The organism is Azospirillum humicireducens (genome assembly GCF_001639105.2).
Taxonomy (GTDB): domain Bacteria; phylum Pseudomonadota; class Alphaproteobacteria; order Azospirillales; family Azospirillaceae; genus Azospirillum; species Azospirillum humicireducens.
In genome coordinates this window covers 737,174-761,139 of the sequence record NZ_CP028903.1, presented here as the reverse complement: position 1 = coordinate 761,139, position 23,966 = coordinate 737,174, and the positions used below count along the sequence as shown (strand labels likewise).

Sequence of the window (23,966 nt, the reverse complement as noted above, 5' to 3'; positions counted from 1 at the left end):
GGCTTTTCCTCATGATCGCGTCGTCTCGAACGGCCGGAGAGGCGCCGCAAGTTGCGACTGCGACGCATTCCGAATGCTATGCCGACCTGACGTTCGCGAGCTGGGAAAAGCGGAAAAATATTTTTGGCGGGTTCTTGGAATCGCCGCATGCACATGGATTGCGGCGGCAGAGGGCGGCAGGGGGCAGTGGCCGTGGAAAGGCCGCCCGGTCAGGAGCGCGGGCGCAGGATCAGAAGGGCGTCGGACACACGCAGCATCTCGGCCCGCACCAGTTCGGCCAGGGATGCCGCGGTCCTCACCGGATCGTCGAGCCGGTAATTGCCGGTGATCCGCCGGCTTGCCAGGCTGTCCGGAACAACGATCAGGCCCGGATGGTAGCGGTCCAGTTCGCCCAGCACCTCGCCCAGCGGGCGGTCCTCGAAGACCAGCCGACCATCGACCCAGCCGAGTGCGGCGGCCAGATCGGCGGGGTGCCCGGCGCCGATGGCCGTCGCGGTGACCGCCACCTCCTCTCCGGCGCGCAGGCGTACGGCGGGGCTGCCGGGCCGTGCGACATCGACCGTGCCGTGGCGCACCGTCACCGTCACCCGGTCATCCAGATAGCGGACTGCGAAGGCGGTGCCGACCACGGTGACGACGGCGGGGCCGGCCGTGATCCGGAAGGGGCGGGTGGGATCGGGCGTCACCTCGAAGAATGCGGCGCCACGCAGCAACCGGGTGGACCGCTCGGTCTCATCGACATCAGCGGCGAGCGCCGTGCCGGTGTCCATCAGCACCCGCGAGCCATCGGCCAGCACCACGCGCTCCTGCATGCCGGTGGCGGTGCGGTGGTCGGCTTGCAGGCGCAAGGGTAGGTCGGCGGCCCATCCCAGCACGACCGCAAACAGCGCGACCGCCCCCCACGCCGCCGCCCGTTTCGCCAGTCGGCCCATCGTCCGGCGCCGCGCCGGCTGGCGGGACCACGATCGATTGCCCGATCGGGACCGCCGGGGCTGCGGCACCGGGGCGGGCATGGCCGCGTCGGCCGGCGGTCCGGAAGCCGGGCCGGCACTGGGCATGACATCCGGCGGTGCGATCGACGCCAGCGCCTCGGTGAGGAGGGGAGAGGCCCACATGCCCTGCGTCAGATCCCAGGCACGGGCATTGCGGGGATCGGCGGCGCACCAGTCGGAGCAGGCTTGGCGACACACTTCGTCCGCGTCATCTGCCTGCAGGCGGATGAACCAGTCGAGCGCCTGCTCCAGCGGCAGGGAGGAATCTGTGTCGTCAGGCATGGAACCCGCGTGTGGTGCCGTCACGGTCTTTCACCTAATAAGACGTTCGGGCGAGGAGAAATCCGTAATCCTTCGCGGTCGAGCCGGGCGAACATCTCCAGGCAGGCCAGCAGGGCGGTCTTCAGATCCTTCTGCACCGTGCTGACCGATACGTCGAGCCGTTCGGCGATCTCCGCATGGGACAGCCCCTCCATCCGGTTCAGCAGCAGGATGCTGCGCTGCCGCTCGCTCAAGGCCGCCAGTGCGGTTTCCATGCGGGCCAGGCGCTGGCGGTCGCCGGCCTCGATTTCCGGAGAGGGCGAGGGAGCGGCGACCTCCGCCATTCCCTCGTCGGTGACGTCCTGCACCACCACCGCTGCGTGCCGGCGCTCCCGCCGCAGATGGTCGAAGGCCAAGTTGCGCGCGGTCTGGAACAGGAAGGGAATGGGATGCTCGACCGGCCGCTCGCGTTCCGCCGCCCTAACCTTGAGATAGGCCTCATGCGCCAGATCCTCCGCAGTGGCCGCGCTGCCGACCATGCGGACCAGCAGGCGCACGAGCGCTCCCCGGTGCCCCATGAAAACGGCATCCAGGGTCGGCTTGGCGGTGTCAACCATGCGCCACCGCACAGGCAAGCGGTGCATTCATGCGATGCTGTTCGGGCATGGCCTAGCCCCAATCCTCCACAAGCAGTGCGGCGTGGCCGCGCCATGACCGGTGCATGACGGCGTAACTGTAGTTAGATTGCGAATTATTCGCAACGACATGTATCAAGGGGAGATGCCCTGAGGATGTTCATCCAGATCATCCTCAATGTCCTCCCTTTGCCGCCGCTTGCCGAACTCTGGGCGCGGACCGCCGTGGAGTCGATCATCACCTGGGCCGGCGCGGTCCACCCGCCGCTGCAACGCATCGAGGAGGCCCTCCCACACGCCCTTGGCCGCCCAGCGGACGAAGTGGTTGGGATGACGGCACAACCTGCACGGTCAGCCAATGCTTGTAATTGTCGTCTCGCCCCGTGCCGCGCCCTTCCTTGTGGAAGAGGGCGATCCTGTCCTCGTCGAACGCGTAATGGCGGCGAGCCATGGCACCTCCGGGGTACGGCTGCCTCTTTCGATGGCGCGCCGATCCCCAGACGGTGCAAGGTCATTCAGGATGACACTTTGTTCTCAAGTGTGATGGTTTGTTCTTCAGTATGAGACTCTATTATTCGCAAGCAATACGATATTCAGTGATTTTTATTTCACTCGACAGTCACTGACTTTGCCAAGTTCCGCGGCTGATCGACGTCCGTCCCCTTCAGCACTGCCGTGTGATAGGCAAGAAGCTGCACCGGAATGGCGTACAGCAGCGGTGCGACGAGCGGGTCGCAGGCCGGGAGCTCCACCGACCAGCGGACCTTGTCCTTCAACTTGTCGATGCCCTTCCTGTCGGCCAGCAGCAGCACCTTGCCGGAGCGGGCGCAGACCTCCTGCACGTTCGACACCACCTTCTCGAACAGGGCATCGGACGGCACCAGGACGATCACCGGGACATTGTCGTCGATCAGGGCGATGGGGCCGTGCTTCAGTTCGCCGGCGGCGTAACCTTCCGCGTGGATGTAGCTGATCTCCTTCAGCTTCAACGCCCCTTCCAGCGCCAGCGGATACATGGCGCCGCGGCCGAGATACAGCACGTCGCGGGCCTCCGAAACCTCCTGCGCCAGCTCCTTCAGCCGCTCGTCATGGGCCAGAACGTCGGCGGCGCGGGCCGGCACCTCGCGCAGCGCGTGGGCGATCTGCTGCATCCGCTCCTGGTCGATGGCGCCGCGGGCGCGGCCGACGGTGACGGCAAGGCAGGCCAGCGTGGTCAGCTGGGTGGTGAAGGCCTTGGTCGAGGCGACGCCGATCTCCGGACCCGCCATGGTGTAGAGCACCGCGTCGGATTCCCGCGCAATGGTGCTTTCCGGCGCGTTGACGATCGACAGGATCTTCTGGCCCTGGCGCTTGCAGTAGCGCAGTGCCTCCAGCGTATCCAGCGTCTCGCCCGACTGCGAGATGAACAGCGCGATGCCGCCCGGCGGCAGCGGGGCCTCGCGATACCGGAACTCCGAGGCGATGTCGACCTCGACAGGGATGCGGGCCAGCGTCTCGAACCAGTATTTGGCGACGAAGCCGGCGTAATAGGCGGTGCCGCAGGCGACGATGGTCAGCTTGCTGGCGCCAGCCAGATCGAAGGGGAAGTCCGGCAGGGTAAAACTGCCGGTTTCCGGGTTGATGTAGGCGTTCAGCGTGTCGCCGATGACCTGGGGCTGCTCGTAGATTTCCTTGAGCATGTAATGGCGGTAGCCGTCCTTGCCGATCAGGGCGCCGGACACCGCCGTGGTCTTCACCGGACGCTCCACCACCGCATCGCTGGCGTCATGGACGATGGCGGCGGTGCGGCTGACCTCGACCCAGTCGCCGTCCTCCAGATAACAGATGCGGTTGGTCAGCGGCGCCAGCGCGAAGGCGTCGGAGGCCAGATACATCTCGCCATCGCCATAGCCGACGGCCAGCGGCGTGCCGTGGCGGGCGCCGATCATCAGCTCATGCTCGCCGGCGAAGATCAGCACCAGGGCGAAGGCGCCGGTGAAGCGCTTGAAGGCGGCGGCCGACGCCTGGACCGGCGTCATGCCCTGCTGGTCCAGGTAATAGGTGACGAGGTGGACGATCACCTCGGTGTCGGTGGCGCTTTCGAAGACATAGCCGTGGCCGGTCAGCTCGTCCTTCAGCTCCTGGTAATTCTCGATGATGCCGTTGTGGACGACGGCGACGCGCTTGGTCGCGTGCGGGTGGGCGTTGTTCTCGGTCGGGCCGCCATGGGTGGCCCAGCGGGTGTGGCCGATGCCGACGGTGCCGGACAGCGGCTGGTCGCGCAGCTTCATGTCCAGGTTGAGCAGCTTGCCCTCGGCGCGGCGGCGCTCGATATGGCCGTTCACCAGGGTGGCGACACCCGCGCTGTCATAGCCGCGGTATTCGAGCCGGCGCAGGCCTTCCACCAGCCGGGGGGACGCGTCGTGGATGCCGTTGATGCCGATGATGCCGCACATGGACCTGATGCTCCTGAAAAGATACCGACCGGAGAGAAGACCCGAACCGACCTTACGCCTTTTTCGCTTTCTCGTTTTGCTTCCGTTCGCGGAAACGCTGCGCCCAGCCTGCGTACGCCTTCTGGCTGCCGCGGGCAACCACCAGGGCGTCGGCCTCCACAGCCATCGTCACAACGCTGCCGGCACCGACGATGGCGCCGTCGCCGATGACCACCGGGGCGACCAGCGCGCTGTTCGAGCCGATGAAGGCCCCGGCGCCGATCTCCGTGCGGAACTTTCCGAAGCCGTCGTAATTGCAGGTGATGGTTCCGGCGCCGATGTTGGCCTTGGCGCCGACGCGGGCGTCGCCGATGTAGGTCAGATGGTTGGCCTTGGCGCCGGCCTCGATCACCGCGTTCTTCACCTCGACGAAGTTGCCGATATGGGCATCCGGGCCGATCTCCGCCCCTGGACGCAGCCGGGCGAAGGGGCCGATGACGGCGCCGCTGTCGATGCGCACGCCTTCGAGATGGCAGTAGGGCTTGATCTCCACCCGGTCGCCGACCGTCACCCCGGCACCGAAGAAGCAGCCTGGGCCGACGACAACGTCGCGGCCGAGCCTGGTATCGACGCTGAGGAAGGTGCTGTCGGGGTCGATCAGGGTGGCGCCATTGTCCATCGCCGCCTTGCGCAGGCGGCGCTGCAGCAGCTTTTCCACCTCCGCCAGCTCGGCGCGGGAGTTGACGCCGACCACCTCGGCCGGGGCGGCCTCCACCACGGCGCAGGCCATGCCGGCGCGGCGCGCGATCTGGACGACGTCGGTCAGGTAATATTCGGACTTGGCGTTGTCGTTGCCGACGCTGCCGATCAGGTCGACCATGCGGGCCCCGTCGAACGCCATCAGGCCGGCGTTGCACAGGCCGACCGCGCGCTCCTGTTCGCTGGCGTCGAGATACTCGACGATCTTCTCCAGCCCGCCGCGGGCGTTCAGGATCAGGCGGCCATAGGCGCCGGGATCGTCGGGCCGCATGCCCAGCACCACCACCGCCGGGTCGGCCGCCTGCCGGCGCGCCTGCACCAGGGCGCGCAGCGTGTCGGGCGTGACCAGCGGCGTGTCGCCGTACAGCACGATGACGTCGCCGGTGAAGCCCTCCAGCAGGCCGAAGGCGGCGCGCACGGCGTCGGCGGTGCCGCGCTGCTCATGCTGGACCGCGGTGGGGTAGGGGGCGACGGCGGCGGCGACGCTGTCCATGCCGGGGCCGACCACCACCACGACATGATCGGGGTCGAGTGTCTTCACTGCGGCCAGCACATGCCCGACCATCGGCCGGCCGGCCACCCGGTGCAGAACCTTGGGCAGATCGGATTTCATGCGCGTGCCCTTGCCGGCGGCGAGGATCACGCAGGCGAGCGGACGATGGGCCATGGTGATGTTCCTGGTCGGACCTTGGTGTGGACGGGAAGGGGTTGAGTGAAACCCGAATGCCGAAAGCGCCGTACTTGAGCGGGGAAAGGTTAAGACATCACTGATCCTGTGGGCGACGCTTCTTCCGGAGTGCGCACGGCACCATCGGCAATTCCGAGAGTGGTGTGCCACAGCACGCAAAGGAAGCCCAAGTCAACTTTTGTTTCAATCTGCAATAAACGAATGTTTCCAACGGGTTACCTGCCCAATTTTCCTACGTTTTCCGTCGGTAATTTTCCAGCTTCGCGATGGCGGCGTTCGCCCTTTGTCGCTGGTCCGCCTGACGTGTGTAAATTTCGAGGTTTTTCAGCGACATATGCCCGGTTATGGCCGCGATCTCCAGAGCCGAACAGCCGGCCTCCGCCAGCAGCGAGGCAGAGGCTTTCCGCAGTCCATGGAACACGTAACCCTTCAGCTCCGGATGAGCTTTGATTGCCAGACGTACGGCATTGGAAAATCCTATTCTGTTCCAGGGCTGTTCGGAAGCGGGGTTAACCAGTATTGTCACGGAGGTAGCGTTTCTCTTCCACTCCGTCAACTCAACCTTTAGGTCCGCGTGGCACGGTACCCACAGCCGGGTACCGGTCTTTTTCTGGGTAACCTGGATCGCGGAGCCGTCATAGTCATCCCACCGCATCTTGATGAGGTCGGATGATCTCTGGCCGGTGTAGAGCGCCAGCACCACGGCGCGGCGCATAGGCTCCTTGAAGTGGGTGAGGGCGAAATCGACCGCCCGGTCCGGCCACCGCTCCCATTCGCCGAGCTGCAGCCGCTCGACGCCGGCGGCCGGGTTCGCCAGCACATACTCCCGGTCGACAGCGAACTTCAGCAGGATCGACCACATGCTGATGATGCTGTTCGCCAGCCCCGGCCGGTCCGCGTAGCTGTCACGCATGCCGAGGATGTGCCGCCGCCGGACATCGCTGATCGGCACATGCAGCACCTCCTCGAACTTGCCGAGGACGCCCAGATAGTCCTTCTTCGTCGAAGGAGCGAGCTTGGTGTATTCGGGCGACCGCCGGTATTCCTCGACGATGGCGCCCACGGTTCTTGGTTCGTAACGGCGCTCTGGATAGCGGTATTCTCTCACTTCACCGCTTGCCAGGCGCCGCCTTACGATTTTCTCGCGCGGCATGACTTGCCCTTTCGAATGCCTGATCGGGATCGGCGAAACGCCGACCGCGGGGAGTGTATACCCGGTCGAATGTCTCTCTCAGGGTGCGGATCGCCTGTTCCAGATCGGCCACCCGGCGGCGGAGAAAGGCCAGTTCGCGTTCCTGGGCGTTCACCGGTCCGCCTCCCGCTTTTGCCGCTCCCTGCGGCCAGTCCGTTGAAAGGGCATGTCAGGAATCGCGACGAAGGATGCAGGCCGCGACCGCGTCGCGGTGCCTGCCATGGGTGACGTCCATCAGGGCCCAGGTTCCGGACCTGCTGGCGAGCTGGTCCGCGAGGCTGCTGAAATCGAGTGCCCCCAGCAGTGCCAGCAGGACCGCCCGCTCGCCGGAGGACAGGACGCCGAACAGCTGCTCTGCCCCCCGCCACACACCGCCGTCGGTCCGACTGTTGTGGGCGATCGCCGCCGCGGTGAGCATCGCCCAGCACGAGCAGCCGGCAATGAGGTCTGCCGGCAGTCCGAGGCGGCGGACCAGATCGCCGCCCGGTCCCGCGAGGAAATCCGACAGAGTCATGTTCATGGCAGTTCCTCCCGCGCCAGTTCGGCGCAGTCGCGGTGGTAGCGCGCGGCGGACAGCAGACGCTGACGACGGAAGGGAAGGCTGGTGTTCCCCGCCTCCCGCTCGGCCCGGCCGGCTTCTTCCAGATGCCACTGGACGAGGCCGGCCACGGCGGCGGTCTGTTGCCCTGCGCAGGTCATTTCAGTTCTGCAGCGGGCTGACCACGAAGCCGCGCCCGTATGGCCGTCGCGCCTCGCCCAGGAACTCCAGCACCGCCGCCGGCGCCGTGTAGGTTTGCAGGAACAGCCGCACCATCGCCGTAAGCGGCAGATCGGCGGAGTGGAACCGCTCATGCACCGCGCTGATCAGAACGTCGCGGTTCGCGTAGCCCTCCAACTCGGCAATGTGATCGAGCAACAGCCAGGACGTCACGTCCAGCCGCATGGACGTCCGGTGCGAGGTCCGGCGGTTGGCGATCACCACGTTGTAGGTGACCAGCGGCGTCGCGCCGTCCTTGGGCAGTGCCGGCGCCATGTGGCGCAGCGTCCGCTCCATCTTTTCGGACAGATCGCCGAAGCTTCGATCCATCGGCACGTTCTGCGGCCCGTCCCTGCGTTGCAGCGGGGCTTTGATCGCTCCCTTCATCGGTCGCTCTCCACAACACCTGCATCCAAGGGTGCTGGCGTTCACGCCATACCCTGTATTAGGATGGGCGGTATACCGTGATTTCGTCAATGGCAAAAATCACGGTAAAGCGATCATTCTGGAGCCTCGCCTGTGTGCCGCTCGGTGGGGTTCGCATTCGCCGCCGGCCGCAATCGCGCAACCTTCGGAAATGGTTCGAGAAAGGATGTGCCTTTTTCTTTTGCTTGGCCTGGGCGGTGCCATAGGATGCCGGCGCCTCGCGCCTTCCCATCCAGGTAGGCGGAGGCAGGGAGACGCCATCTCCCCACCCACGCGGCTGCCAACCGCATCGATGAGCCGTGCTGAGCCAGGGCGCACACCCGTGCCCAGCCGCACACCTGTCCGCCTGCCGGGGCCGGCCCCGGTAGAGTGTTGATTTATGGGGGTTGGCGGTGCCGAACACACCGAAGAACGAAACGACCGAAGACGTATTGCATCGCAAGGCGCGCGAGGACCGCGCGGTCGAGTTGGTGACGCAGCTGTGTCGCCGCGAAGGCGCGGACAAGATCCTGCCCTTGATCGACCGCTGGATGAGAATGCGCCGGAGCCGAGCGGCTAGGTGCGCCGCTCAAGAACCCGGATCAGGGCATCGAAATCCTCGGTAGACCATGAGCGGAAGGTCCGGCGAGTCTTCACCTGCATTTCCCAATCGGGGTCGCCGTAGGCCAGCAGCTCGGCCAGCGACATGCCGGCGCCGTCCGCAAGCTTGGTCAAGGTGTCGATGGTGCTGTTCGCGCCATTGAATGCGTCCAGAACCGTTGTGGCTGGCAGCTTCGATAATCCAGCCCAATGGTTCTTGGACCGCAAACGCTCTTTATGCGTCAGCAGAACACGATTGAGTGCTGCGGCGATGTCGGTCTTAGGCGCAGTTTCCATGTCGGCATTATGCGGACCTCGTGCAAAAGCGCGAGAACGCCGTACCGATGACTCTATCTCGTGCAACACCGACGCACCCCCTTGACATTCACGGTATAGCGTTGAATTCTGACGGGCATGAAGCACGTCATGCACATCGATGCCTCGATTCATCGGATATGCGCCTTCGCCCGACATCAGGGGTGGACCGCGCAGTCATTCGGCCGAGCCGCCGCCGTGCCGCCCAGCACCGCGCGTGACGTGCTTCGCCAGGAAGGCAACCCCACCGCCACGACCCTGCGGGCCATGGAGGCGGTGATTCCCCCCGACTTCATGACCGATCCCATCGCACTGGCCGCCAGCGACCTCTGCGCGCCCATCCTGGGAAAGCCGCGCAGGAAGAGGCGGAAATGAACAGGGAGACTCGGCAAGGCGCCACACTCTCGGTTGTTTCGGCGGGAAGCATCGCTCGCACTGAGCGACTGCGCAACCCCGAAGCTCCGGCTTGGCCGCGACACTGTCCCATCGCCGAATCAGGCGCCGGCCGCCCGGCCCGGTCAATCGGGAGCGTCCCGAGTCCGGTCCACCGCGGCGCCCGTCGCCACAGCCACCGATCCGCCCGGTTCCTTGTCCGTACCGGCGGAACGGCTGTGGCCGGAGTCGCCAGCCGACTCCGGCCGCTTTCCCTGCCTGGGGTCTGCCATGGCCCCCGCTGATCTGGCCCGCACCGACGCGCAGCGCGCCACCGACCGCCTGCATGCCTTGCGGCCGGCATCCCCGCATCGGGGATCCGCATGATCGGGCGTTGCCCGAAAGCCAGCTCATCTTCGGATCCCAGATCTATCCAGAAAACCAACGGCTTCCACCCTGAGGCCCGCCCATTGACCCGCCATCGCGCCGGTTGCGCCATGGCGCGCGGCCCGCCGTGCGCCCGCTCGACGGTCGCCAGTCAGCCGCCCCCATCGACTTTGAAGACCGCGCCGCTTTCGGCCGCCAGACGGCCGGAAGCGATGCGCGTCTTCACCCCCCGACGCCGCGCGCCCCCGCGCCGGTGAACCCTGGAGCTTTGCCCGATGGCATCGCCACGCGCGCCACCCTGACCGGCGCCGGCTTCTCCCCGTAAGCCCCCGTCATCCGGTGCCCAGCGTCCGCCCTTGCCGGTGGCCGCGCCGCACCCGTCCTGTCCCCACCGTTGCGCGCCCGCGCGGCGGTGAACGCCGGAGCCTTGCCTTGTATCCGCGCGCCCCGCCCTGAGACGGGACGGCCCCGCCGAGGCCGCCCCGCTAGGACCGCAATCATCGCCCATGCCCGATGCCCCTGCCGTGCCCACGGCGGGAACGCGGCGATCTGCGTCCAGAGGCTAACAGAAATCAGGATTAAAATCCGCTGTTCCTTGCAGCCACGGACTCGTGCGCCCACAGGGAACCGCATTGCCGCCGGCCGGCCACCGCGCCGCCGGGGAGGTGCCCCCATGTCCTCGCCATCCGCCTCGACCACCCCCGCAACCCCCGCCGCCAAGCCGCAAGCCGCCTTCCGCGAGACCGTCGGCCGCTTCCGCTGCGCCGTCCTGGCCTGCCCGGCGCTGAAGCCGCGCGACAAGCTGGTCGCCCTGGTGATGCTGGAGCGCGTCAACCGCCAGATGTTCGAGGCGCTGGGCCTGCTGCTGACCTGGACCGGGGTGGAGGCGGTGGCGCGGCTCTGCGCCCTGTCCACCCGCGATGTGGAGCGGGCGCGCAGCGCGCTGCTGGCCGCCGGCGTCATCGTCCGCGACCGCGCCGGCGGCCGGGGCCAGCCCACCCGCATGCGCCTGTGCCTGGACTGGCTGGAGCGCGAGGATGGCACGGCCGGCGACGCCCCCGATCCGTCCGACGATCCATCGCCCGACAGCGGTGTCGCCGACACGGGAGTCGGCCAAAGCGCCCAACGCCCGCCAACCGCCCCCGGATCGCCCGCCGGAACCGGCCTTCATCGCCCGACACCGGTGTCGGCCAAACCCTGTGATAAAACCCGTGAACCCCCGCGCGCGAGCCCACACGCGAGCGCCGGCACCAGCCCGCCGCCATCAGCCGCCGCCATCGAGCGCGATGGCCACGCCCGAATCGCCCGCCGGATCGGCGCCGTCCAGCATGCGACGTGGTTCCGGGGATGCAGGCTTGGGCTATCCGGGGACCGCAGGCTGACCGTCACCGCGCCGAATCGCTGCGTCGCCGACCGGATTCGGGCGGCTTACGAACTGGAGCTGCTGCGGCTGTTCCATGTCGAGGCGGTGGACATCACTGTCGCCGTTCCGCCAGTCGCCGCCGATTCGGCCTTCCCGCTGATCGAGGGGAGGGCCTGAGCCATGCCCGTCCAGCCCGGCACCCTGTCACGCCGCCGGCCCGACCGGCAGTTCCGCCTGGATCTGGGCGATCCGCCCCGCACCGCGCGCCACCGGCCGGTGCAGCCCCAGCGCGAGGCCGACGCCCTCTATCGCGCCGTCCAGGCCCTGCGCGCCGCCGGCCATCGGGTCTATCGCTGCGGCGCGCTGCACCGGGTGGACGAGCGCCTGTTGACCACGGCGGACCTGATCCGGCTGCGCCACGCCGATCCGCGTTGCCGACAGCCCGAGGGGGAGCGGTGATGGGCGCGCTGGGGCTGGTCCTCGCCTTGCTCGGCGCCGCCATGCTGGGCGGCTTCGGGTGGGAGCTGGGGCGCTGCGCTGCCCGCTGGCTGCTGGGGCGGCGGGCGGACGTGACGATCCTGCTGCCGGGCCTGCGCCGGGAGCGGCCGCGATCCGATGCGGAATGACGCCGCCGGCCCGGTCGGGCGGCGCGGGGGGCGATGCTGCGCTGGATTTCCTCGCCATGGTCGGCGGCGGTGACGGACAGGTCATGCGCCATCTGAAGGTTCAGCCAGAATTCCGGCGTGGTGCCGAAATAGCGCGCCAGCCGCAAGGCGGTGTCGGCGGTGATGCCACGCCGTTCGTTGACGATTTCCCCGATGCGGGTCGCCGGCACGCGCAGAGCCAGGGCCAGAGCATGGGCCGAGAGATCGAGCGGGACGAGGAACTCTTCGCGTAGAACCTCGCCGGGGTGGGTCTTGATCCGCATGGCGCCCTCCTTGGCGTCGGCCGGTCAGTGGTAATCGACGATTTCGACCTCGTGCGCGCCGCCATCGCGCCAGACGAAGACGATGCGCCATTGGTCGTTGATCCGAATGCTGTGGGACAGATAGAAACACCGGGCTTTGAGCACGCTTCTGGAGCGTTTGGCCGAGATCGCGCGTAAGGCTGTGGAGGAGCAGCTGGGACATCAAGAATGGGGGCGGCGGTTGACAAAACAGGGCGATTTTCGCTATTGGTTGCCTACGTCGTGTAGCACACCGTAGGGGATCGGCATGCGTATCGCTAAAGCGAAAGCCTTTTTAGAAAACCAGTTACCGGAAAAGTATCGATCAATGCTGCCGCAAGCAGTTGAGAATGCCTACGCCGCGGTAGAGGCCTTGGCTAAGGATGAGGCGATCCTGAAGGTTGAAAGTGCCCGCATAAATAGAGGTCACGTGAGGGCTTGGGCAGTTGACCTAGCTGTTGAGAGATTAGTGAAAAGCGGAAAGTGGCCGTTTGATTGCGACTGGGCCGAATATGGGCGCCCAACTGGTAAGTGGCTGCGTATTAAGCTCGAAGCCTCTACAATGAGCGTTAGTCAGGTGCAAAACAAACGTCAGATACCTCGCAGAGCATTATTTCGTACAAACAATATACTCAATAATATGCCTTTTCTTGATCTAGATGGATTCAAGGAAGAACAAGAGATACGCGGTCTTCCGCATTTTTTAATGTCTCATGGCTACCAAGGGCCTCATTTTGTTCATGTCGGACTCCCTTATCCAATAGGGGCAAATGCGAAAGGTTACATTTACCAGACGCCAAACTTGATGAAGAAGGTGAGGGTTGTGGAAAGCGACCTTCCGCCTGTTGAGGGACAAGATGCAGAAGCGGTTGTTGAGCTTCTCGAAGAGCTAAAAAAGTGGTGGCATGACAATGGCAAGCAATAACGTCGTTGACCTTTGGTCCAGGGTAGGAGGAGACGGAAAGTTTCGGAAGGTTATTCCGGAGCGCATCAGAGAGGCTCGGAGGGCTGTTGGGATTAATCAGAGAGAGTTTGCTGATATTCTTGGCGTGACGCCACAGAGCGTTTCGCAGTGGGAGCAGGGTGCAAAAAGCCCTGATGGAGCAAATCTGTTCCAGATCGCCAACATACTCAAGCAGCCAGTGTCATATTTCACTACTGATCGCCCGACGGTCTTTGGAGGAAGTAGCGTAGCCTTCTACCGCGCGTTTGGCGCTAAAACAAAAAAGAGAAATGAGCAATGTGATTCTTGGAAAGAATGGTTGGTTCAGGCTACGGCATTTCTTTGCAATGCTGTAAAGCTTCCAGATCCAATTGTTCTGGATTGGGGGCCATCTTCCGGCAATGGGGCTTATCGCTCCGAGGAAATTGAAGCAGCAGCAAGAGAATGCCGGCGAGCATGGGGGCTGGGCGATGGCCCAATTGCTAATGTTGTCGCTCTCATGGAAAGTAAAGGAATTATTTTTGCCCGATCTCATTTTGGTGCCGAAGATGTAAATGCATTTTCGTATTGGAATGGCGCGAGGCCTTTCGTATTTCTCAGTGCCGAAAGTGGATCGTGTGCGCGCCAGAGATTTGATGCTGCACATGAACTTGGTCACTTGGTTCTTCATAGGGGTGTGTCTACGGATGAGCTAGAGGACGCCCGCACTCTTAAGCGTATTGAAGCGGAGGCTAATAGATTTGCAGGTGCATTTTTGTTGCCTGAAGAGACATACCCTCATGAAGTGTTTACAACACGCCTGGAGGGGTTTGTAGAACTTAAAAGGCGCTGGAAGGTTTCAGTGCAGGCGCAGATATATAGGTGTCATGATTTGTCAATTTTCACAGATGATCAAGTATTGAACCTAAGAAAGTCAATCAGTAAGAATAGATGGCTCAAAAAAGAGCCTCTTGATGATTTGATGCAATTGGAAAATCCTACCCTGCTTAAGAAGGCTGTTGAGCTTGTTACTTCTTCTGGGGCTATGTCTGCAGAGGATATCCTGAATAACATAAGGCTGAGTAAGGAGTGTATCGCTTCGATATATGGCATCCCTACATCTATTTTTGGCAACCATGACGAAGGTGAAGCTGCCACATTGAAGTAAAATCTAGGAGTGACGCTAAGCGTAAAAGTTCATGTTGCTGGGTCATCGACACGCTGCCTCAAATACGTGGCCAGCCGGGCTGGACCAGCTTCTGGGGCAATCCGCCCAACAGCACTGCGTGCGAGTCCCGGCCATCGTCACCGTCTGCGCCCATCTTACTGCCGTCATCGCAGCGAGGGCCTGAGCCATGCCCGTGGCCCGGCACCCTGTCACGCCGCCGGTCGGACCGGCAGTTTCGCCTGGCTCTGGGCGATCCGCCCAGCCCCGCGCGGCGCCGCCATGTTGGGCGGCTTCGGGTGAGAGCGTGAGCGCTGCGCCGCCCGCTGGCTGCTGGGGCGGACGTGACGATCATGCTGCCAGGCCTGCGCCGGGAGCCGCCTCAATGCGATACGGAGTGAAGCGGCTCAACCAGCGGTTCCCCTGATCCGCTCGACAATATACCATCAAGCAGAAAATGTACTTTCTATGCTATCACTGCAAAAGGAAAATTGACTTCTGTTCTTGGCATCTCAATTTGTGGGTTTTGCAAATAATCACTCTCAGAAGATACTATTCCGCTTGCTATGCGATGCGCTTCGGAGACAGTAAAAATTTTATATTTTGTTCTGGTATCTTTTGTAGATGCTCTCCACCATTTATCGGCAGAATCAAGAAGGGCGCTCGAATAGTTTCCGCCTCTATCCGATTTTTCGCTTGAAAGCTCATCAATCGCGCAGGCATTAAGAATAAACTGTGCTGAAGGGCATTTTTCTATCTGCTGATCATACCAATATCGGCATTCTTCAGCATTAAGATGCGGAGGCTCGGATTTCAATGCTCTCTCATAAGCCTCCACCACTGTCCTATACGTTAACTCTCGGCAACAATCATATATTATCACTCTTCTTTTTGCGCCGGTTCTAAGTTCCTTTCCATCCATCTCATCATTGCTATTAATCTGAATAAAAGTCGAATCATCTTCTGAAGAGTGATAGCCATGTCCGCAGAACACTGTCATCGAGTAGTCTGAAGATTTTAATGTGTCCAATGAAGACCTAACTTGATTGCCGGACGGATTCCTCAGGGTTATTATTTCGTCTTTACGCCAAAATCCACCAAGAGGTGAGGTAAGATATTCTTTGTAGTTAGCGATATCTGCTTCAACGCCGGGCAGATATCCTTTGGCGCCTTTTTCGCAGGGAGCGCCGATAATCAAAGCTGATCTTTTCATGTTATTTCCTCGGCCTTGTTTGGATGGGTTTTGACTTGGGTTGTTTTTTGTGCAGGTTCCTCGAACTTGGATATAATCGACCCGACTAAACGCTCTCCAGTACCTCCCGCAAAAGCAGCAATTAGTATAATTAAGTTAAATGACTCGTGTTTCGCAAAAGGAGCAAAAATCATCTCAGATTTTACGGCAAGAGATACTATACAGCCTGAGATAAGGCCGGCCAAAATCCTTGAGAACGCCTCTAGCTCATGAAGTTTCTCCCCAGCAGCACAATCAAAGTGGAGATTTCCACTTCTACCAATAACAGAAAGCAGTGCGCCAGTCGCACCAAAGGCGCACGCGACGAATAGAAGCGCAAATCCATTTCCAAATGTATCATTGATAAAGTCGCGAATTAGCCAAATCATGACCGCAAAAATATCAATAATAAAAACGTATTTAAGGCAGTATGATAAATACCAAAGGCGCGATATTTCTTCGCTTCTTAACTTTATGTATTTGTCTGCCGCTTCTAACATTGCTCTTGCGCCATCATATTGACCGCCAAGGCTTCGCGCGATGCCCTCTCCTATTAACCTTTTGTAATGCAATATTTTTTTATTATCGATGCCAGTACATGGAAATGTTTCTAGAAGTGCAGCGTCGTTCAGTATTTTTGCTTGAATTTCTTTGTCAGATGGGAAAATTTCGTCGTACTCTGGGCTTGTTTCCCAGTCTATATTCTCATCCTCATCGATAACTACAATATAATCTTTCGTTGATATAATTAGATGCTTTCTCTTTACATGAGCCCATTTTTCCTCGTAATCACCTCGACTAGGCTTATTATCTTCTTCAACGGTCAATGTAACTTCTCCCCCGCGTCAACGTAGAATAACTGATTTCAGCGTATCCATAAATTGATGCAATAAGCCGCAGGTAACTATCATAGTGCGTATTGTCGGGAGGATAAATCCCTTTTGTAAGGTGTTGACGCCGCACCCTAAACGGAGCGACCCTTCCCCTCGGAGCCTCGAAACCTCCTCAATGGCGGCCGGCCGCCCGCGCGTTTTTCGCGATGCGGCCCTTTTCATGCCCGGACTCTGTCCGTAGCATGCCCCTTCGCCGGGGGTCGGATAATACAACACCCGCAAGGGGAATAGTCCGGCCTGACCATTGCAGGTTTCGAGCCCCCGGCACCAGGGCTGTCGTCGAAAGCGGCCCTCTTGCCGGCAATGCCGCAATGGAGGGCTTCGCCATGGATACCATGGGCGACAACGGGCAAGCCTTGCCCGCGTTATCACTGGCTGACATAGACACCACCGTAAACGGCGAGCCGCGCGTTCTCGACCTCCGCCTTGCGGAGGTTCTGGGCTTCTCCCAAGTCCGCGACATTCGCAAGCTGATCGAGCGCCACCGCGAGGTGCTGGAACGGCTCGGAGAGGTTTGCGCCACCGTGGCGCAAACCTCCCGGAAGGGCGGGCGCCCTGCCACCGAGTTCTGGCTGACGAAGAAGCAGGCCGTCTATCTCTGCACCAAGGCCGAGACCGAACGCGCCATCACCGTCACCATCCAGATCGTCGAGTTGTTCGACGCCGTGACCGGCGGGGCCGCGCATCCCGCCCTGGCGCCGGTCCTCACCCGCGCCGACCTCGACGCCATCGACCGCCGCGCCCGCCGGATCGGGCAGGAGGAGGAGCAACGGGCGCGCTCCGCCCTGACCGACCGGGCGCTCGACCGTCTGCGCCGGGGCGAGCGGATCGACATCGCCTCGCTGTCCGCCGCCCGGCCGGAGGAGCCGGCCGCTCTGCCCCCGCCGCCCGCCCGGACGCGCGAGGAGAGCATGGACCTCGCCCTTGCCCATTTGCGCGCCCTGCCGCCCGAACTGCGGCAGGAGGGCNTACGCTGCAAAGGGCGGTCTTTACCCAAACAGATTGTGATCATTGACCGGGCGTGGGAACGGGCCGGCGTCGCAGTCGCCCAGACCCTGCTGGTGATCGACACCCCGACCGCGGTGGAGAACTTCCCCCAGGCGACCGCCCTGCTGTTCGACTGCGCCGATCTGGTGCTGGTGCCCGTCCGTCCCGGCCCGGAGGATCTGGTCAGCATGCAGGCCATGCTGCCCTACCTGCGCGCCCGGCGCCGGCCGATGCGTCTGCTGCTGAGCCAGGTCGTCCCGCGCCTGCGCGAGACCGCCGACGCCCGCGCCATCGTCTCCGCCATGGGGGCGGTGGCGCCGGTGGAGATCCCGCAGCTTCAGGAGGTGCCGCGCAGCTTCATCGCCGGGCTGGGCACCGCGGAGATCCCGGGCACCCGCACCGGCCCGCTGTTCCGCGACCTCTGGCTCCACCTGTCCGCCGCGATGGAGGGCTGACCCTATGTCCCGATCCGGTTCCGGGCCCAAGCCCAGGCCCAGGCCGCCCGCCCGCCGCAGCCTGGGCGACGCCCGCCTGTCGATGCTGGCCACCCCGCGCCCGCTGACCACGCGGGCCGAGTTCGCCGCCGACATCCGCCGCGAATGGTCCAACGCTCTGGAGGCGACCATCGCCGTCGGCCGCCGCCTGAACGAGGCCAAGGCGGCTCTGCCCCATGGCGAGTACGAGGCGATGGTGGCGACCGACCTTCCGTTCAGCACCTCCACCGCCCGCAAGCTGCGCGAGATCGCCGCCTTCGTCGACGAGGGGCAGGTGCCGCTGGACCGTCTGCCGGAAGCGATGAGCACCCTCTACGCCATCGCCACCCTGCCGGACGACACCCGCCAGCAGGCCCTGGACGCCGGCACGATCCACCCGACGGTGACGAGAGGGGAGGTGGAGGCGCTGAAGGTGCCGGCGGTAACGCCGGCGCCGGCCCGGCCGGTGGGGAAGGGGGCCGCTCCGCCCCCAGCGCCACCGCGCGAGTCACGCTTCGCGGCGGCGCTGTCGCTGCCGTGGAGCATGGACCCGGCCGATCCAGGCGCTATCACCGTCGAGCTGGACGGCGTGCGCCGCTACCTGCTGGTGATGGTGGCGCCCGATCCGGCGGCGGCGGATGTGGTCCGGCATGTGGTGGAACTGCATAACGCGGGGCTGCGGGGGTAGCGGCCACCCTTCCACCAAGGCAAGTCCGCACGCGTGTTTTTGTCGCCGCACTCCGTTCGTTCAGTGCGTGACGATCTCCGGTTCTCTCCATAAGATTGAGAAAAATCGGAGAGGTCGCCCGTGCCAGAGCAGACAGCGAACGGTCATGACAACGTTCTCGTTTCCGTGGATGGGAACAACAACACCGTAACGATCACGCTGGGCCGCGCGTCCCTTACCCTTTACCAAGCGCACAAGCGGAAAGGGACCGTGCCCAGGTCGAACCGCGAACTGCTGTTTGCCGATTTCCGGACCACCACGCTGGTCGGGAGGGATGATGCCCTGGAACGGTTCGGTCGGTGGCTGACCTCTCCCGCACCGATCGCGGTGGATTGCGTGATCGGGCGGGGCGGAGCGGGCAAGACGCGGTTCGGCATCGAGCTGTGCGAACGGGCCGCAACCGCTGGCTGGACCGCTGGCTTCGTCACCTCCCGTGAGCTGATCCGCTTTCATGGCGAACAGAACCTGTCGGGCTGGCTGTGGAAGGGGCCGAGCCTGCTGGTCATCGACTATGCCGCCGAAAACACGGCCATCCTGCGGGAATGGTTGGACGAGCTGGCCCTCCGCCCGGACCCCGACGCGAAGAAGCATCCGCTGCGCATCCTGCTGCTGGAACGTCATGCCGACCGGGAGGTCGGTTGGTGGGCCGATCTGGGGCGGCAAGGCAGTCTGTCCGGCCGCCGGGGCGACTATTTCCTGGAAAGGGTGGAACCGTTCGCCCTGCCGACCTTGGCGAATGTGGAAGACCGCCGCAGCTTGATGGCCGAGATCATGGAGCAGGCGGCGCGCCTGGAGTCGGTTTCGCCGGCGCCACGCCCGCCGGCGCCGGGGGCCGACCCGGTGTTTGACCGCGAGCTGTCGGCGGACAGCCTCGACAATGAGCCGCTGTATCTCATGATGGCGGCCATCGTGGCGTTGGATGTGGGCGCGCGCGCCGCCCTGTCCCGGTCGCGGACGGAACTGGCCGGAAACATCGCCGCGAAGGAGGAGGCGCGGTTGGGGCGGATCGCGAAGGCGCATGGTGTCCCCGAGTCGCTGTTCAGCCATCTGGCGGCCTGCGTCACCCTTCAAGGTGGATGCGACCGGGACGAAGCGGAGCAGCTGGTCAATCAAGAGCGGACCACCAACCCGTCATGGACCAACGTTTCCCCCGAGAGCATCGCCGAATGGCTGGCCGACGGATTGCCTGGACCTAACTGGCGAGTCGATGCGGTCCGCCCCGATCTGATCGGAGGCGCTTTCCTTCTACAGGTCTTACGCTGCAAAGGGCGGTCTTTACCCAAACAGATTGTGATCATTGACCGGGCGTGGGAACGGGCCGGCGTCGCAGTCGCCCAGACCATCATCCGCACCGCCGTGGACCATGCCGGTCATGATCCGAAACATGACAGCCTGCAATGGCTGGATCATCTCATCAAACGGGCCGAGTCGGACGATGTGCTTGCCGCCATAGCGGACGCGATCCCGCAACAAACCGTGGCGCTGCGGGAATGTGCGTGCGCTGCCAACGAACGGCTGGTCGATCTTTGGCGATTGGACATCAATGATAATCCTGATAAGGCCGTAATTCTGGCTGCCGGCCTGAACAATCTGGCGAACCGCTTGGGCGAATTGGGCCGTCGAGAGGACGCGCTGGCCGCTGCGACCGAGGCAGCCGACCTATACCGCCAGCTGGCCAAACAGCGTCCCGACGCCTTCACCCCCAATCTCGCCATGAGCCTGAACAATCTGGCGGCATTCCTGAGCGAATTGGGCCGTCGAGAGGACGCGCTGGCCGCTGCGACCGAGGCAGCCGACCTATTCCGCCAGCTGGCCAAACAGCGTCCCGACGCCTTCACCCCAAATCTGGCAGCCAGCCTGAACAATCTGGCGGGCCGCTTGAGCGAATTGGGCTGTCGAGAGGACGCGCTGGCCGCTGCGACCGAGGCCGTCACCTTACGCCGCCAGCTGGCCAAACAGCGTCCCGACGCCTTTACCCCCGATCTCGCCATGAGCCTGAACAATCTGGCGAATTTCCTGAGCGAATTGGGCCGTCGAGAGGACGCGCTGGCCGCTGCGACCGAGGCAGCCGACCTATACCGCCAGCTGGCCAAACAGCGTCCCGACGCCTTCACCCCAAATCTGGCAGCCAGCCTGAACAATCTGGGGGCTTTCCTGAGCGAATTGGGCCGTCGAGAGGACGCGCTGGCCGCTGCGACCGAGGCAGCCGACCTATACCGCCAGCTGGCCAAACAGCGTCCCGACGCCTTCACCCCCGATCTCGCCATGAGCCTGAACAATCTGGCGAACCGCTTGAGCGAATTGGGCCGTCGAGAGGACGCGCTGGCCGCTGCGACCGAGGCTGTCACCTTGCGCCGCCAGCTGGCCAAACAGCGTCCCGACGCCTTCACCCCCGATCTCGCCATGAGCCTGAACACTCTGGCGAACCGCTTGAGCGCTTTGGGCCGTCGAGAGGACGCGCTGGCCGCTGCGACCGAGGCAGCCGACCTATACCGCCAGCTGGCCAAACAGCGTCCCGACGCCTTCACCCCCGATCTCGCCATGAGCCTGAACAATCTGGCGGGTAGCTTGAGCGAATTGGGCCGTCGAGAGGACGCGCTGGCCGCTGCGACCGAGGCAGCCGACCTATACCGCCAGCTGGCCAAACAGCGTCCCGACGCCTTCACCCCCGATCTCGCCATGAGCCTGAACAATCTGGCGGGTAGCTTGAGCGAATTGGGCCGTCGAGAGGACGCGCTGGCCGCTGCGACCGAGGTAGCCGACCTATACCGCCAGCTGGCCAAACAGCGTCCCGACGCCTTCACCCCAAATCTGGCAGCCAGCCTGAACACTCTAGCGGGCCGCTTGAGCGAATTGGGTCGTCGAGAGGACGCGCTGGCCGCTGCGACCGAGGCCGTCACCTTGCGCCGCCAGCTGGCCAAACAGCGTCCCGACGCCTTCACCCCCGATCTCGCGGGCAACCTGAACAATCTGGCGAGCTTCCTGAGCGCTTTGGGCCGTCGAGAGGACGCGCTGGCCGCTGCGACCGAGGCAGCCAACCTATACCGCCAGCTGGCCAAACAGCGTCCCGACGCCTTCACCCCCAATCTGGCCCGCTCCTTGTGGACCTTAGCGGATTGTCGGGATGGCTTGGGGGATGGGGCCGGCGCGCTTGAGGCAGATCGGGAGGCGATTGCGGCGCTTTCATCTCTATTTCTTCAGCTTCCGCAAGCCTTTGCCGGTTTGATGGGAGCAATCGTCCAGCAGCACATCGAACGGTGCGAGCGGCTGGAACAGGAGCCTGATGTAAGGCTGCTCATGCCGATTGTGGAAGTTTTCCAGCGTCTTCAAAACGAATCCGAGGAGCCAGAGGCATGAGTAGCGCGCTTGTCACCGCCGCTGAGGTCGCCGCTGCGACTGTTACGGTTCTGTCGCCTTATCTGTCCGAGGCGGGGAAGGAGGCGGCGAAATCTGTGGGGAAAGAGGTCGCGGGGCAGGGGTTCAAGCTGTTGGGGTGGTTGCGCGATAAGCTGACCGGACGGGGGGCGGAGGCGCTGACGGCGCTTGAGGAAAAGCCGGAGCGTGAAACTCGTAAGGAAGCGCTGACGATCCAGTTGAGGGAGGTTCTTGAAGATAACCCCGCTCTGCTGGACGAGTTGCGGGCGCTGTTGACGGAAGAGACTCCGCAAGGGCACTCGCTGATCCAGACGGTGAACGGGGACAACAACAAGGTCGCCCAGGTGTCCGGGTCCGGGAACAGCGTCAGCATCAGCTAAGAGTTGCGGTGTCATCACCCTTGACGCTCCGCCCCGGCGGAGCGATCTTTCGGGCCGGAGCTTGATAACTCCCCACAGGCGGCAAGCCACCCGCGCGTTTTTCGCGATGTGGCTATTTTCATGCCCGGACTCTGTCCGGAGCATGCCCCTTTGCCGGGGGTCGGATAATACAACACCCGAAAGGGGAACATTCCGGCCTGACCTGTGCAGGTTATCAGCCCCCGGCGCCAGGGCTGCCTTGATAAGCGGTCCTCCGTCGGTCACGCCGCACAGGAGGGCATTCGCCATGGAAACCATGAGCGACAACGGGCAAGCCTTGCCCGCGTTATCACCGACCGACATCGACATCACGATCAATCACGAGCCCCGCATCCGTGACCTTCGGCTTGCCGAAGCTCTGGGCATGGCGGACCGCCACGCCATCCGCCGGCTGATCGAGCGGCACATGGACGCGCTCGGTAGGTTCGGAGAGGTAATTTCCGACGCTGATCGGAAATTCGGACGGGGTCGTCCGTCCAAGAGCTTCTATCTCACCAAACGGCAAGCGCTCTACATCACGGCGAAGTCGGACACCGAGCGCGCCGCGCTGGTGACGATCCAGATGGTCGAGCTGTTCGACGCCGTGACCGGCGGAGCCGCGCATCCCCCCCTGGCGCCGGCCCTCACCCGCGCCGACCTCGACACCATCGACCGCCACGCCCGCCGGATCGGGCAGGAGGAGGAGCAACGGGCGCGCTCCGCCCTGACCGACCGGGCGCTCGACCGTCTGCGCCGGGGCGAGCGGATCGACATCGCCTCGCTGTCCGCCGCCCGGCCGGATCAGCCCGCCGCTCTGCCCCCGCCGCCCGCCCGGACGCGCGAGGAGAGCATGGACCTCGCGCTTGCCCATCTGCGCGCCCTGCCGCCCGAACTGCGGCAGGAGGGATTCCGCCTGATGCACGCCATCAAGGCCCACAGCGACGCCCTGAAGGCGCTGAAGGCCGCGACCGAGGCGATCAACTCCCCCCTCGACACCGTCGCCGAAATTCTGGAACGCGAGGCCACCCTCATCCGCCAGACAATCGCCGCCCAGACGGGCCGGGTGGGGTAGGGGCGGCGGGCAAAAGCGATCCTGTGGCGATCCAAGGGAGTGGCCGGCGGTCCGGAGGACCGTCCGCCAGTCCGCCGGGATAGGCTTCGGGCCGACGAAGAACCCCGCGCCTTGCTGTTCGGGATTGGGTGGGAGCTGCAAATTCGGTCGCCTCCAAGCATTGCCGATCCGATCGCCCTATATCGTTGCGGATGACGGACACCCGCACGCCCGAACAGCGCCGACGCATCATGCAGGCGGTGAAGACCAAGGACACCGGACCCGAATGGGCGGTTCGGCGGTGGTTGCATGCGCGCGGATACCGGTACCGCCTGCATCGCAAGGATTTGCCGGGGCGGCCGGACATCGTGCTTCCAGGGCGCCGCCTTGCCATCTTCGTTCACGGGTGTTTCTGGCACAATCACGGTTGCGAGAAGGGCCGCGCGCCGAAGTCTCGGTTGGAGTATTGGGGGCCGAAGCTCGAAGCCAATCGCCGGCGGGACGCCTCGAAGGCGGCCGAGCTGGAGGCGCAGGGCTGGCGGGTTCTGACGCTCTGGCAGTGCGAGATCGCGGACGAGGCGACCCTCTCGGCAGTCCTGCTACCCGTTCTGGAGAGTGGCAAAATCTCGATCGACAGCGCTCCCGAAACCGGCTAACG

22 protein-coding genes and 3 pseudogenes are annotated in these 23,966 nt (G+C 63.7%); 11 read left to right on the top strand and 14 right to left on the bottom strand.

The window, feature by feature from the left end:
- Positions 1–209: 209 nt before the first annotated feature.
- From A6A40_RS21060 to A6A40_RS21010, 10 genes and pseudogenes are all read right to left on the bottom strand, one after another.
- Positions 210–1,274 carry a FecR family protein gene (locus A6A40_RS21060; protein WP_108547813.1) on the bottom strand — a complete coding sequence of 355 codons (1,065 nt, stop codon included), beginning with the start codon at positions 1,272–1,274 and terminating at the stop codon, positions 210–212.
- 20 nt (positions 1,275–1,294) lie between these two features.
- On the bottom strand, positions 1,295–1,870 hold the full coding sequence (locus A6A40_RS21055) for an RNA polymerase sigma factor (protein ID WP_014188133.1): 576 nt from the start codon (positions 1,868–1,870) through the stop codon (positions 1,295–1,297).
- 203 nt (positions 1,871–2,073) lie between these two features.
- Positions 2,074–2,215: pseudogene (locus tag A6A40_RS21050) on the bottom strand (IS5/IS1182 family transposase); the annotation flags it as partial.
- A 281-nt stretch (positions 2,216–2,496) separates the two neighbouring features.
- Positions 2,497–4,323, bottom strand: a complete 1,827-nt coding sequence (glmS, locus tag A6A40_RS21040; RefSeq protein WP_108547812.1) for a glutamine--fructose-6-phosphate transaminase (isomerizing) — start codon at positions 4,321–4,323, stop codon at positions 2,497–2,499.
- Positions 4,324–4,375: 52 nt separating this feature from the next.
- Complete coding sequence (gene glmU, locus A6A40_RS21035) at positions 4,376–5,728, bottom strand: bifunctional UDP-N-acetylglucosamine diphosphorylase/glucosamine-1-phosphate N-acetyltransferase GlmU (protein ID WP_108547811.1); 1,353 nt, start codon at positions 5,726–5,728, stop codon at positions 4,376–4,378.
- 253 nt (positions 5,729–5,981) lie between these two features.
- Complete coding sequence (locus tag A6A40_RS21030) at positions 5,982–6,902, bottom strand: tyrosine-type recombinase/integrase (RefSeq protein WP_236783924.1); 921 nt, start codon at positions 6,900–6,902, stop codon at positions 5,982–5,984.
- A gap of 208 nt (positions 6,903–7,110) precedes the next feature.
- Positions 7,111–7,461, bottom strand: coding sequence for a hypothetical protein (locus A6A40_RS21025; protein ID WP_108547809.1), 351 nt, complete (start codon positions 7,459–7,461; stop codon positions 7,111–7,113).
- Entirely contained in the window at positions 7,458–7,640 is a 183-nt protein-coding gene (locus A6A40_RS21020) for a hypothetical protein (protein WP_108547808.1), read from the bottom strand. The genes A6A40_RS21025 and A6A40_RS21020 overlap by 4 nt, the downstream gene beginning before the upstream one ends.
- A gap of 1 nt (position 7,641) precedes the next feature.
- Complete coding sequence (locus A6A40_RS21015; protein WP_108547807.1) at positions 7,642–8,085, bottom strand: ribbon-helix-helix domain-containing protein; 444 nt, start codon at positions 8,083–8,085, stop codon at positions 7,642–7,644.
- 594 nt (positions 8,086–8,679) lie between these two features.
- Positions 8,680–9,000, bottom strand: coding sequence for a hypothetical protein (locus A6A40_RS21010; protein ID WP_014188139.1), 321 nt, complete (start codon positions 8,998–9,000; stop codon positions 8,680–8,682).
- Positions 9,001–9,117: 117 nt separating this feature from the next.
- Between A6A40_RS21010 and A6A40_RS21005 the strand changes: the two genes are divergently transcribed.
- The 4 genes from A6A40_RS21005 to A6A40_RS30780 all read left to right on the top strand — a co-directional run bounded on the left by A6A40_RS21005 (position 9,118) and on the right by A6A40_RS30780 (position 11,766).
- The gene (locus A6A40_RS21005; RefSeq protein ID WP_236783923.1) at positions 9,118–9,393 is read left to right on the top strand and encodes a hypothetical protein; all 276 of its coding nucleotides are present in this window, start codon (positions 9,118–9,120) and stop codon (positions 9,391–9,393) included.
- A gap of 1,057 nt (positions 9,394–10,450) precedes the next feature.
- Entirely contained in the window at positions 10,451–11,317 is an 867-nt protein-coding gene (locus A6A40_RS21000) for a hypothetical protein (protein ID WP_108547806.1), read from the top strand.
- A 3-nt stretch (positions 11,318–11,320) separates the two neighbouring features.
- Positions 11,321–11,599 carry a hypothetical protein gene (locus A6A40_RS20995; protein ID WP_108547805.1) on the top strand — a complete coding sequence of 93 codons (279 nt, stop codon included), beginning with the start codon at positions 11,321–11,323 and terminating at the stop codon, positions 11,597–11,599.
- The gene (locus A6A40_RS30780) at positions 11,599–11,766 is read left to right on the top strand and encodes a hypothetical protein (RefSeq protein WP_158279330.1); all 168 of its coding nucleotides are present in this window, start codon (positions 11,599–11,601) and stop codon (positions 11,764–11,766) included. Before A6A40_RS20995 ends, A6A40_RS30780 begins: the two co-directional genes overlap by 1 nt.
- Before the next feature lie 17 nt (positions 11,767–11,783).
- Here the strand turns inward: A6A40_RS30780 and A6A40_RS20990 are convergent.
- Both A6A40_RS20990 and A6A40_RS31580 read right to left on the bottom strand, forming a co-directional pair.
- A pseudogene (locus A6A40_RS20990) lies at positions 11,784–12,068 on the bottom strand (HigA family addiction module antitoxin); the annotation flags it as partial.
- A 24-nt stretch (positions 12,069–12,092) separates the two neighbouring features.
- Positions 12,093–12,182, bottom strand: a pseudogene (locus A6A40_RS31580) (type II toxin-antitoxin system RelE/ParE family toxin); the annotation flags it as partial.
- Positions 12,183–12,354: 172 nt separating this feature from the next.
- On the opposite strand from A6A40_RS31580, the gene A6A40_RS30480 reads away from it, so the two are divergent.
- Both A6A40_RS30480 and A6A40_RS20980 read left to right on the top strand, forming a co-directional pair.
- Entirely contained in the window at positions 12,355–13,011 is a 657-nt protein-coding gene (locus A6A40_RS30480; RefSeq protein WP_146191604.1) for a hypothetical protein, read from the top strand.
- Entirely contained in the window at positions 12,992–14,176 is a 1,185-nt protein-coding gene (locus A6A40_RS20980) for a helix-turn-helix domain-containing protein (RefSeq protein ID WP_108547803.1), read from the top strand. Before A6A40_RS30480 ends, A6A40_RS20980 begins: the two co-directional genes overlap by 20 nt.
- Before the next feature lie 463 nt (positions 14,177–14,639).
- Here the strand turns inward: A6A40_RS20980 and A6A40_RS20975 are convergent, their stop codons facing one another.
- Together A6A40_RS20975 and A6A40_RS30475 are read right to left on the bottom strand one after the other, a co-directional pair.
- Positions 14,640–15,386 (bottom strand): caspase family protein, encoded by a 747-nt coding sequence (locus tag A6A40_RS20975; RefSeq protein WP_108547802.1) that lies wholly within the window; start codon positions 15,384–15,386, stop codon positions 14,640–14,642.
- Positions 15,383–16,231, bottom strand: a complete 849-nt coding sequence (locus A6A40_RS30475; RefSeq protein ID WP_146191603.1) for a hypothetical protein — start codon at positions 16,229–16,231, stop codon at positions 15,383–15,385. The genes A6A40_RS20975 and A6A40_RS30475 overlap by 4 nt, the downstream gene beginning before the upstream one ends.
- 1,512 nt (positions 16,232–17,743) lie before the next feature.
- Between A6A40_RS30475 and A6A40_RS20960 the strand changes: the two genes are divergently transcribed.
- The 5 genes from A6A40_RS20960 to A6A40_RS20940 all read left to right on the top strand — a co-directional run bounded on the left by A6A40_RS20960 (position 17,744) and on the right by A6A40_RS20940 (position 23,964).
- Complete coding sequence (locus A6A40_RS20960) at positions 17,744–18,445, top strand: DUF3102 domain-containing protein (RefSeq protein ID WP_108547801.1); 702 nt, start codon at positions 17,744–17,746, stop codon at positions 18,443–18,445.
- A 120-nt stretch (positions 18,446–18,565) separates the two neighbouring features.
- The gene (locus tag A6A40_RS20955; protein ID WP_146191602.1) at positions 18,566–21,841 is read left to right on the top strand and encodes a tetratricopeptide repeat-containing protein; all 3,276 of its coding nucleotides are present in this window, start codon (positions 18,566–18,568) and stop codon (positions 21,839–21,841) included.
- Positions 21,838–22,239 carry a hypothetical protein gene (locus A6A40_RS20950; protein ID WP_108547799.1) on the top strand — a complete coding sequence of 134 codons (402 nt, stop codon included), beginning with the start codon at positions 21,838–21,840 and terminating at the stop codon, positions 22,237–22,239. Before A6A40_RS20955 ends, A6A40_RS20950 begins: the two co-directional genes overlap by 4 nt.
- Positions 22,240–22,525: 286 nt before the next feature.
- Positions 22,526–23,329, top strand: coding sequence for a hypothetical protein (locus A6A40_RS20945; RefSeq protein ID WP_108547798.1), 804 nt, complete (start codon positions 22,526–22,528; stop codon positions 23,327–23,329).
- Between the two features lie 191 nt (positions 23,330–23,520).
- Entirely contained in the window at positions 23,521–23,964 is a 444-nt protein-coding gene (locus A6A40_RS20940; RefSeq protein ID WP_108547797.1) for a very short patch repair endonuclease, read from the top strand.
- Positions 23,965–23,966: the final 2 nt, after the last annotated feature.

Coding starts and splice junctions, on each gene's coding strand:
- A6A40_RS21015 (WP_108547807.1), bottom strand. CDS start 8,085: ATGAAGGGAGCGATCAAAGCCCCGCTGCAACGCAGGGACGGGCCGCAG.
- A6A40_RS20975 (WP_108547802.1), bottom strand. CDS start 15,386: ATGAAAAGATCAGCTTTGATTATCGGCGCTCCCTGCGAAAAAGGCGCC.
- A6A40_RS20940 (WP_108547797.1), top strand. CDS start 23,521: ATGACGGACACCCGCACGCCCGAACAGCGCCGACGCATCATGCAGGCG.
- A6A40_RS21000 (WP_108547806.1), top strand. CDS start 10,451: ATGTCCTCGCCATCCGCCTCGACCACCCCCGCAACCCCCGCCGCCAAG.
- A6A40_RS20950 (WP_108547799.1), top strand. CDS start 21,838: ATGAGTAGCGCGCTTGTCACCGCCGCTGAGGTCGCCGCTGCGACTGTT.
- A6A40_RS21020 (WP_108547808.1), bottom strand. CDS start 7,640: ATGACCTGCGCAGGGCAACAGACCGCCGCCGTGGCCGGCCTCGTCCAG.
- A6A40_RS21005 (WP_236783923.1), top strand. CDS start 9,118: ATGAAGCACGTCATGCACATCGATGCCTCGATTCATCGGATATGCGCC.
- A6A40_RS21030 (WP_236783924.1), bottom strand. CDS start 6,902: ATGCCGCGCGAGAAAATCGTAAGGCGGCGCCTGGCAAGCGGTGAAGTG.
- A6A40_RS30480 (WP_146191604.1), top strand. CDS start 12,355: ATGCGTATCGCTAAAGCGAAAGCCTTTTTAGAAAACCAGTTACCGGAA.
- A6A40_RS30780 (WP_158279330.1), top strand. CDS start 11,599: ATGGGCGCGCTGGGGCTGGTCCTCGCCTTGCTCGGCGCCGCCATGCTG.
- A6A40_RS20945 (WP_108547798.1), top strand. CDS start 22,526: ATGGAAACCATGAGCGACAACGGGCAAGCCTTGCCCGCGTTATCACCG.
- A6A40_RS21010 (WP_014188139.1), bottom strand. CDS start 9,000: ATGGAAACTGCGCCTAAGACCGACATCGCCGCAGCACTCAATCGTGTT.
- A6A40_RS20960 (WP_108547801.1), top strand. CDS start 17,744: ATGTCCCGATCCGGTTCCGGGCCCAAGCCCAGGCCCAGGCCGCCCGCC.
- A6A40_RS21025 (WP_108547809.1), bottom strand. CDS start 7,461: ATGAACATGACTCTGTCGGATTTCCTCGCGGGACCGGGCGGCGATCTG.
- A6A40_RS20980 (WP_108547803.1), top strand. CDS start 12,992: ATGACAATGGCAAGCAATAACGTCGTTGACCTTTGGTCCAGGGTAGGA.
- glmU (WP_108547811.1), bottom strand. CDS start 5,728: ATGGCCCATCGTCCGCTCGCCTGCGTGATCCTCGCCGCCGGCAAGGGC.
- A6A40_RS21055 (WP_014188133.1), bottom strand. CDS start 1,870: ATGGTTGACACCGCCAAGCCGACCCTGGATGCCGTTTTCATGGGGCAC.
- A6A40_RS20995 (WP_108547805.1), top strand. CDS start 11,321: ATGCCCGTCCAGCCCGGCACCCTGTCACGCCGCCGGCCCGACCGGCAG.
- A6A40_RS21060 (WP_108547813.1), bottom strand. CDS start 1,274: ATGCCTGACGACACAGATTCCTCCCTGCCGCTGGAGCAGGCGCTCGAC.
- glmS (WP_108547812.1), bottom strand. CDS start 4,323: ATGTGCGGCATCATCGGCATCAACGGCATCCACGACGCGTCCCCCCGG.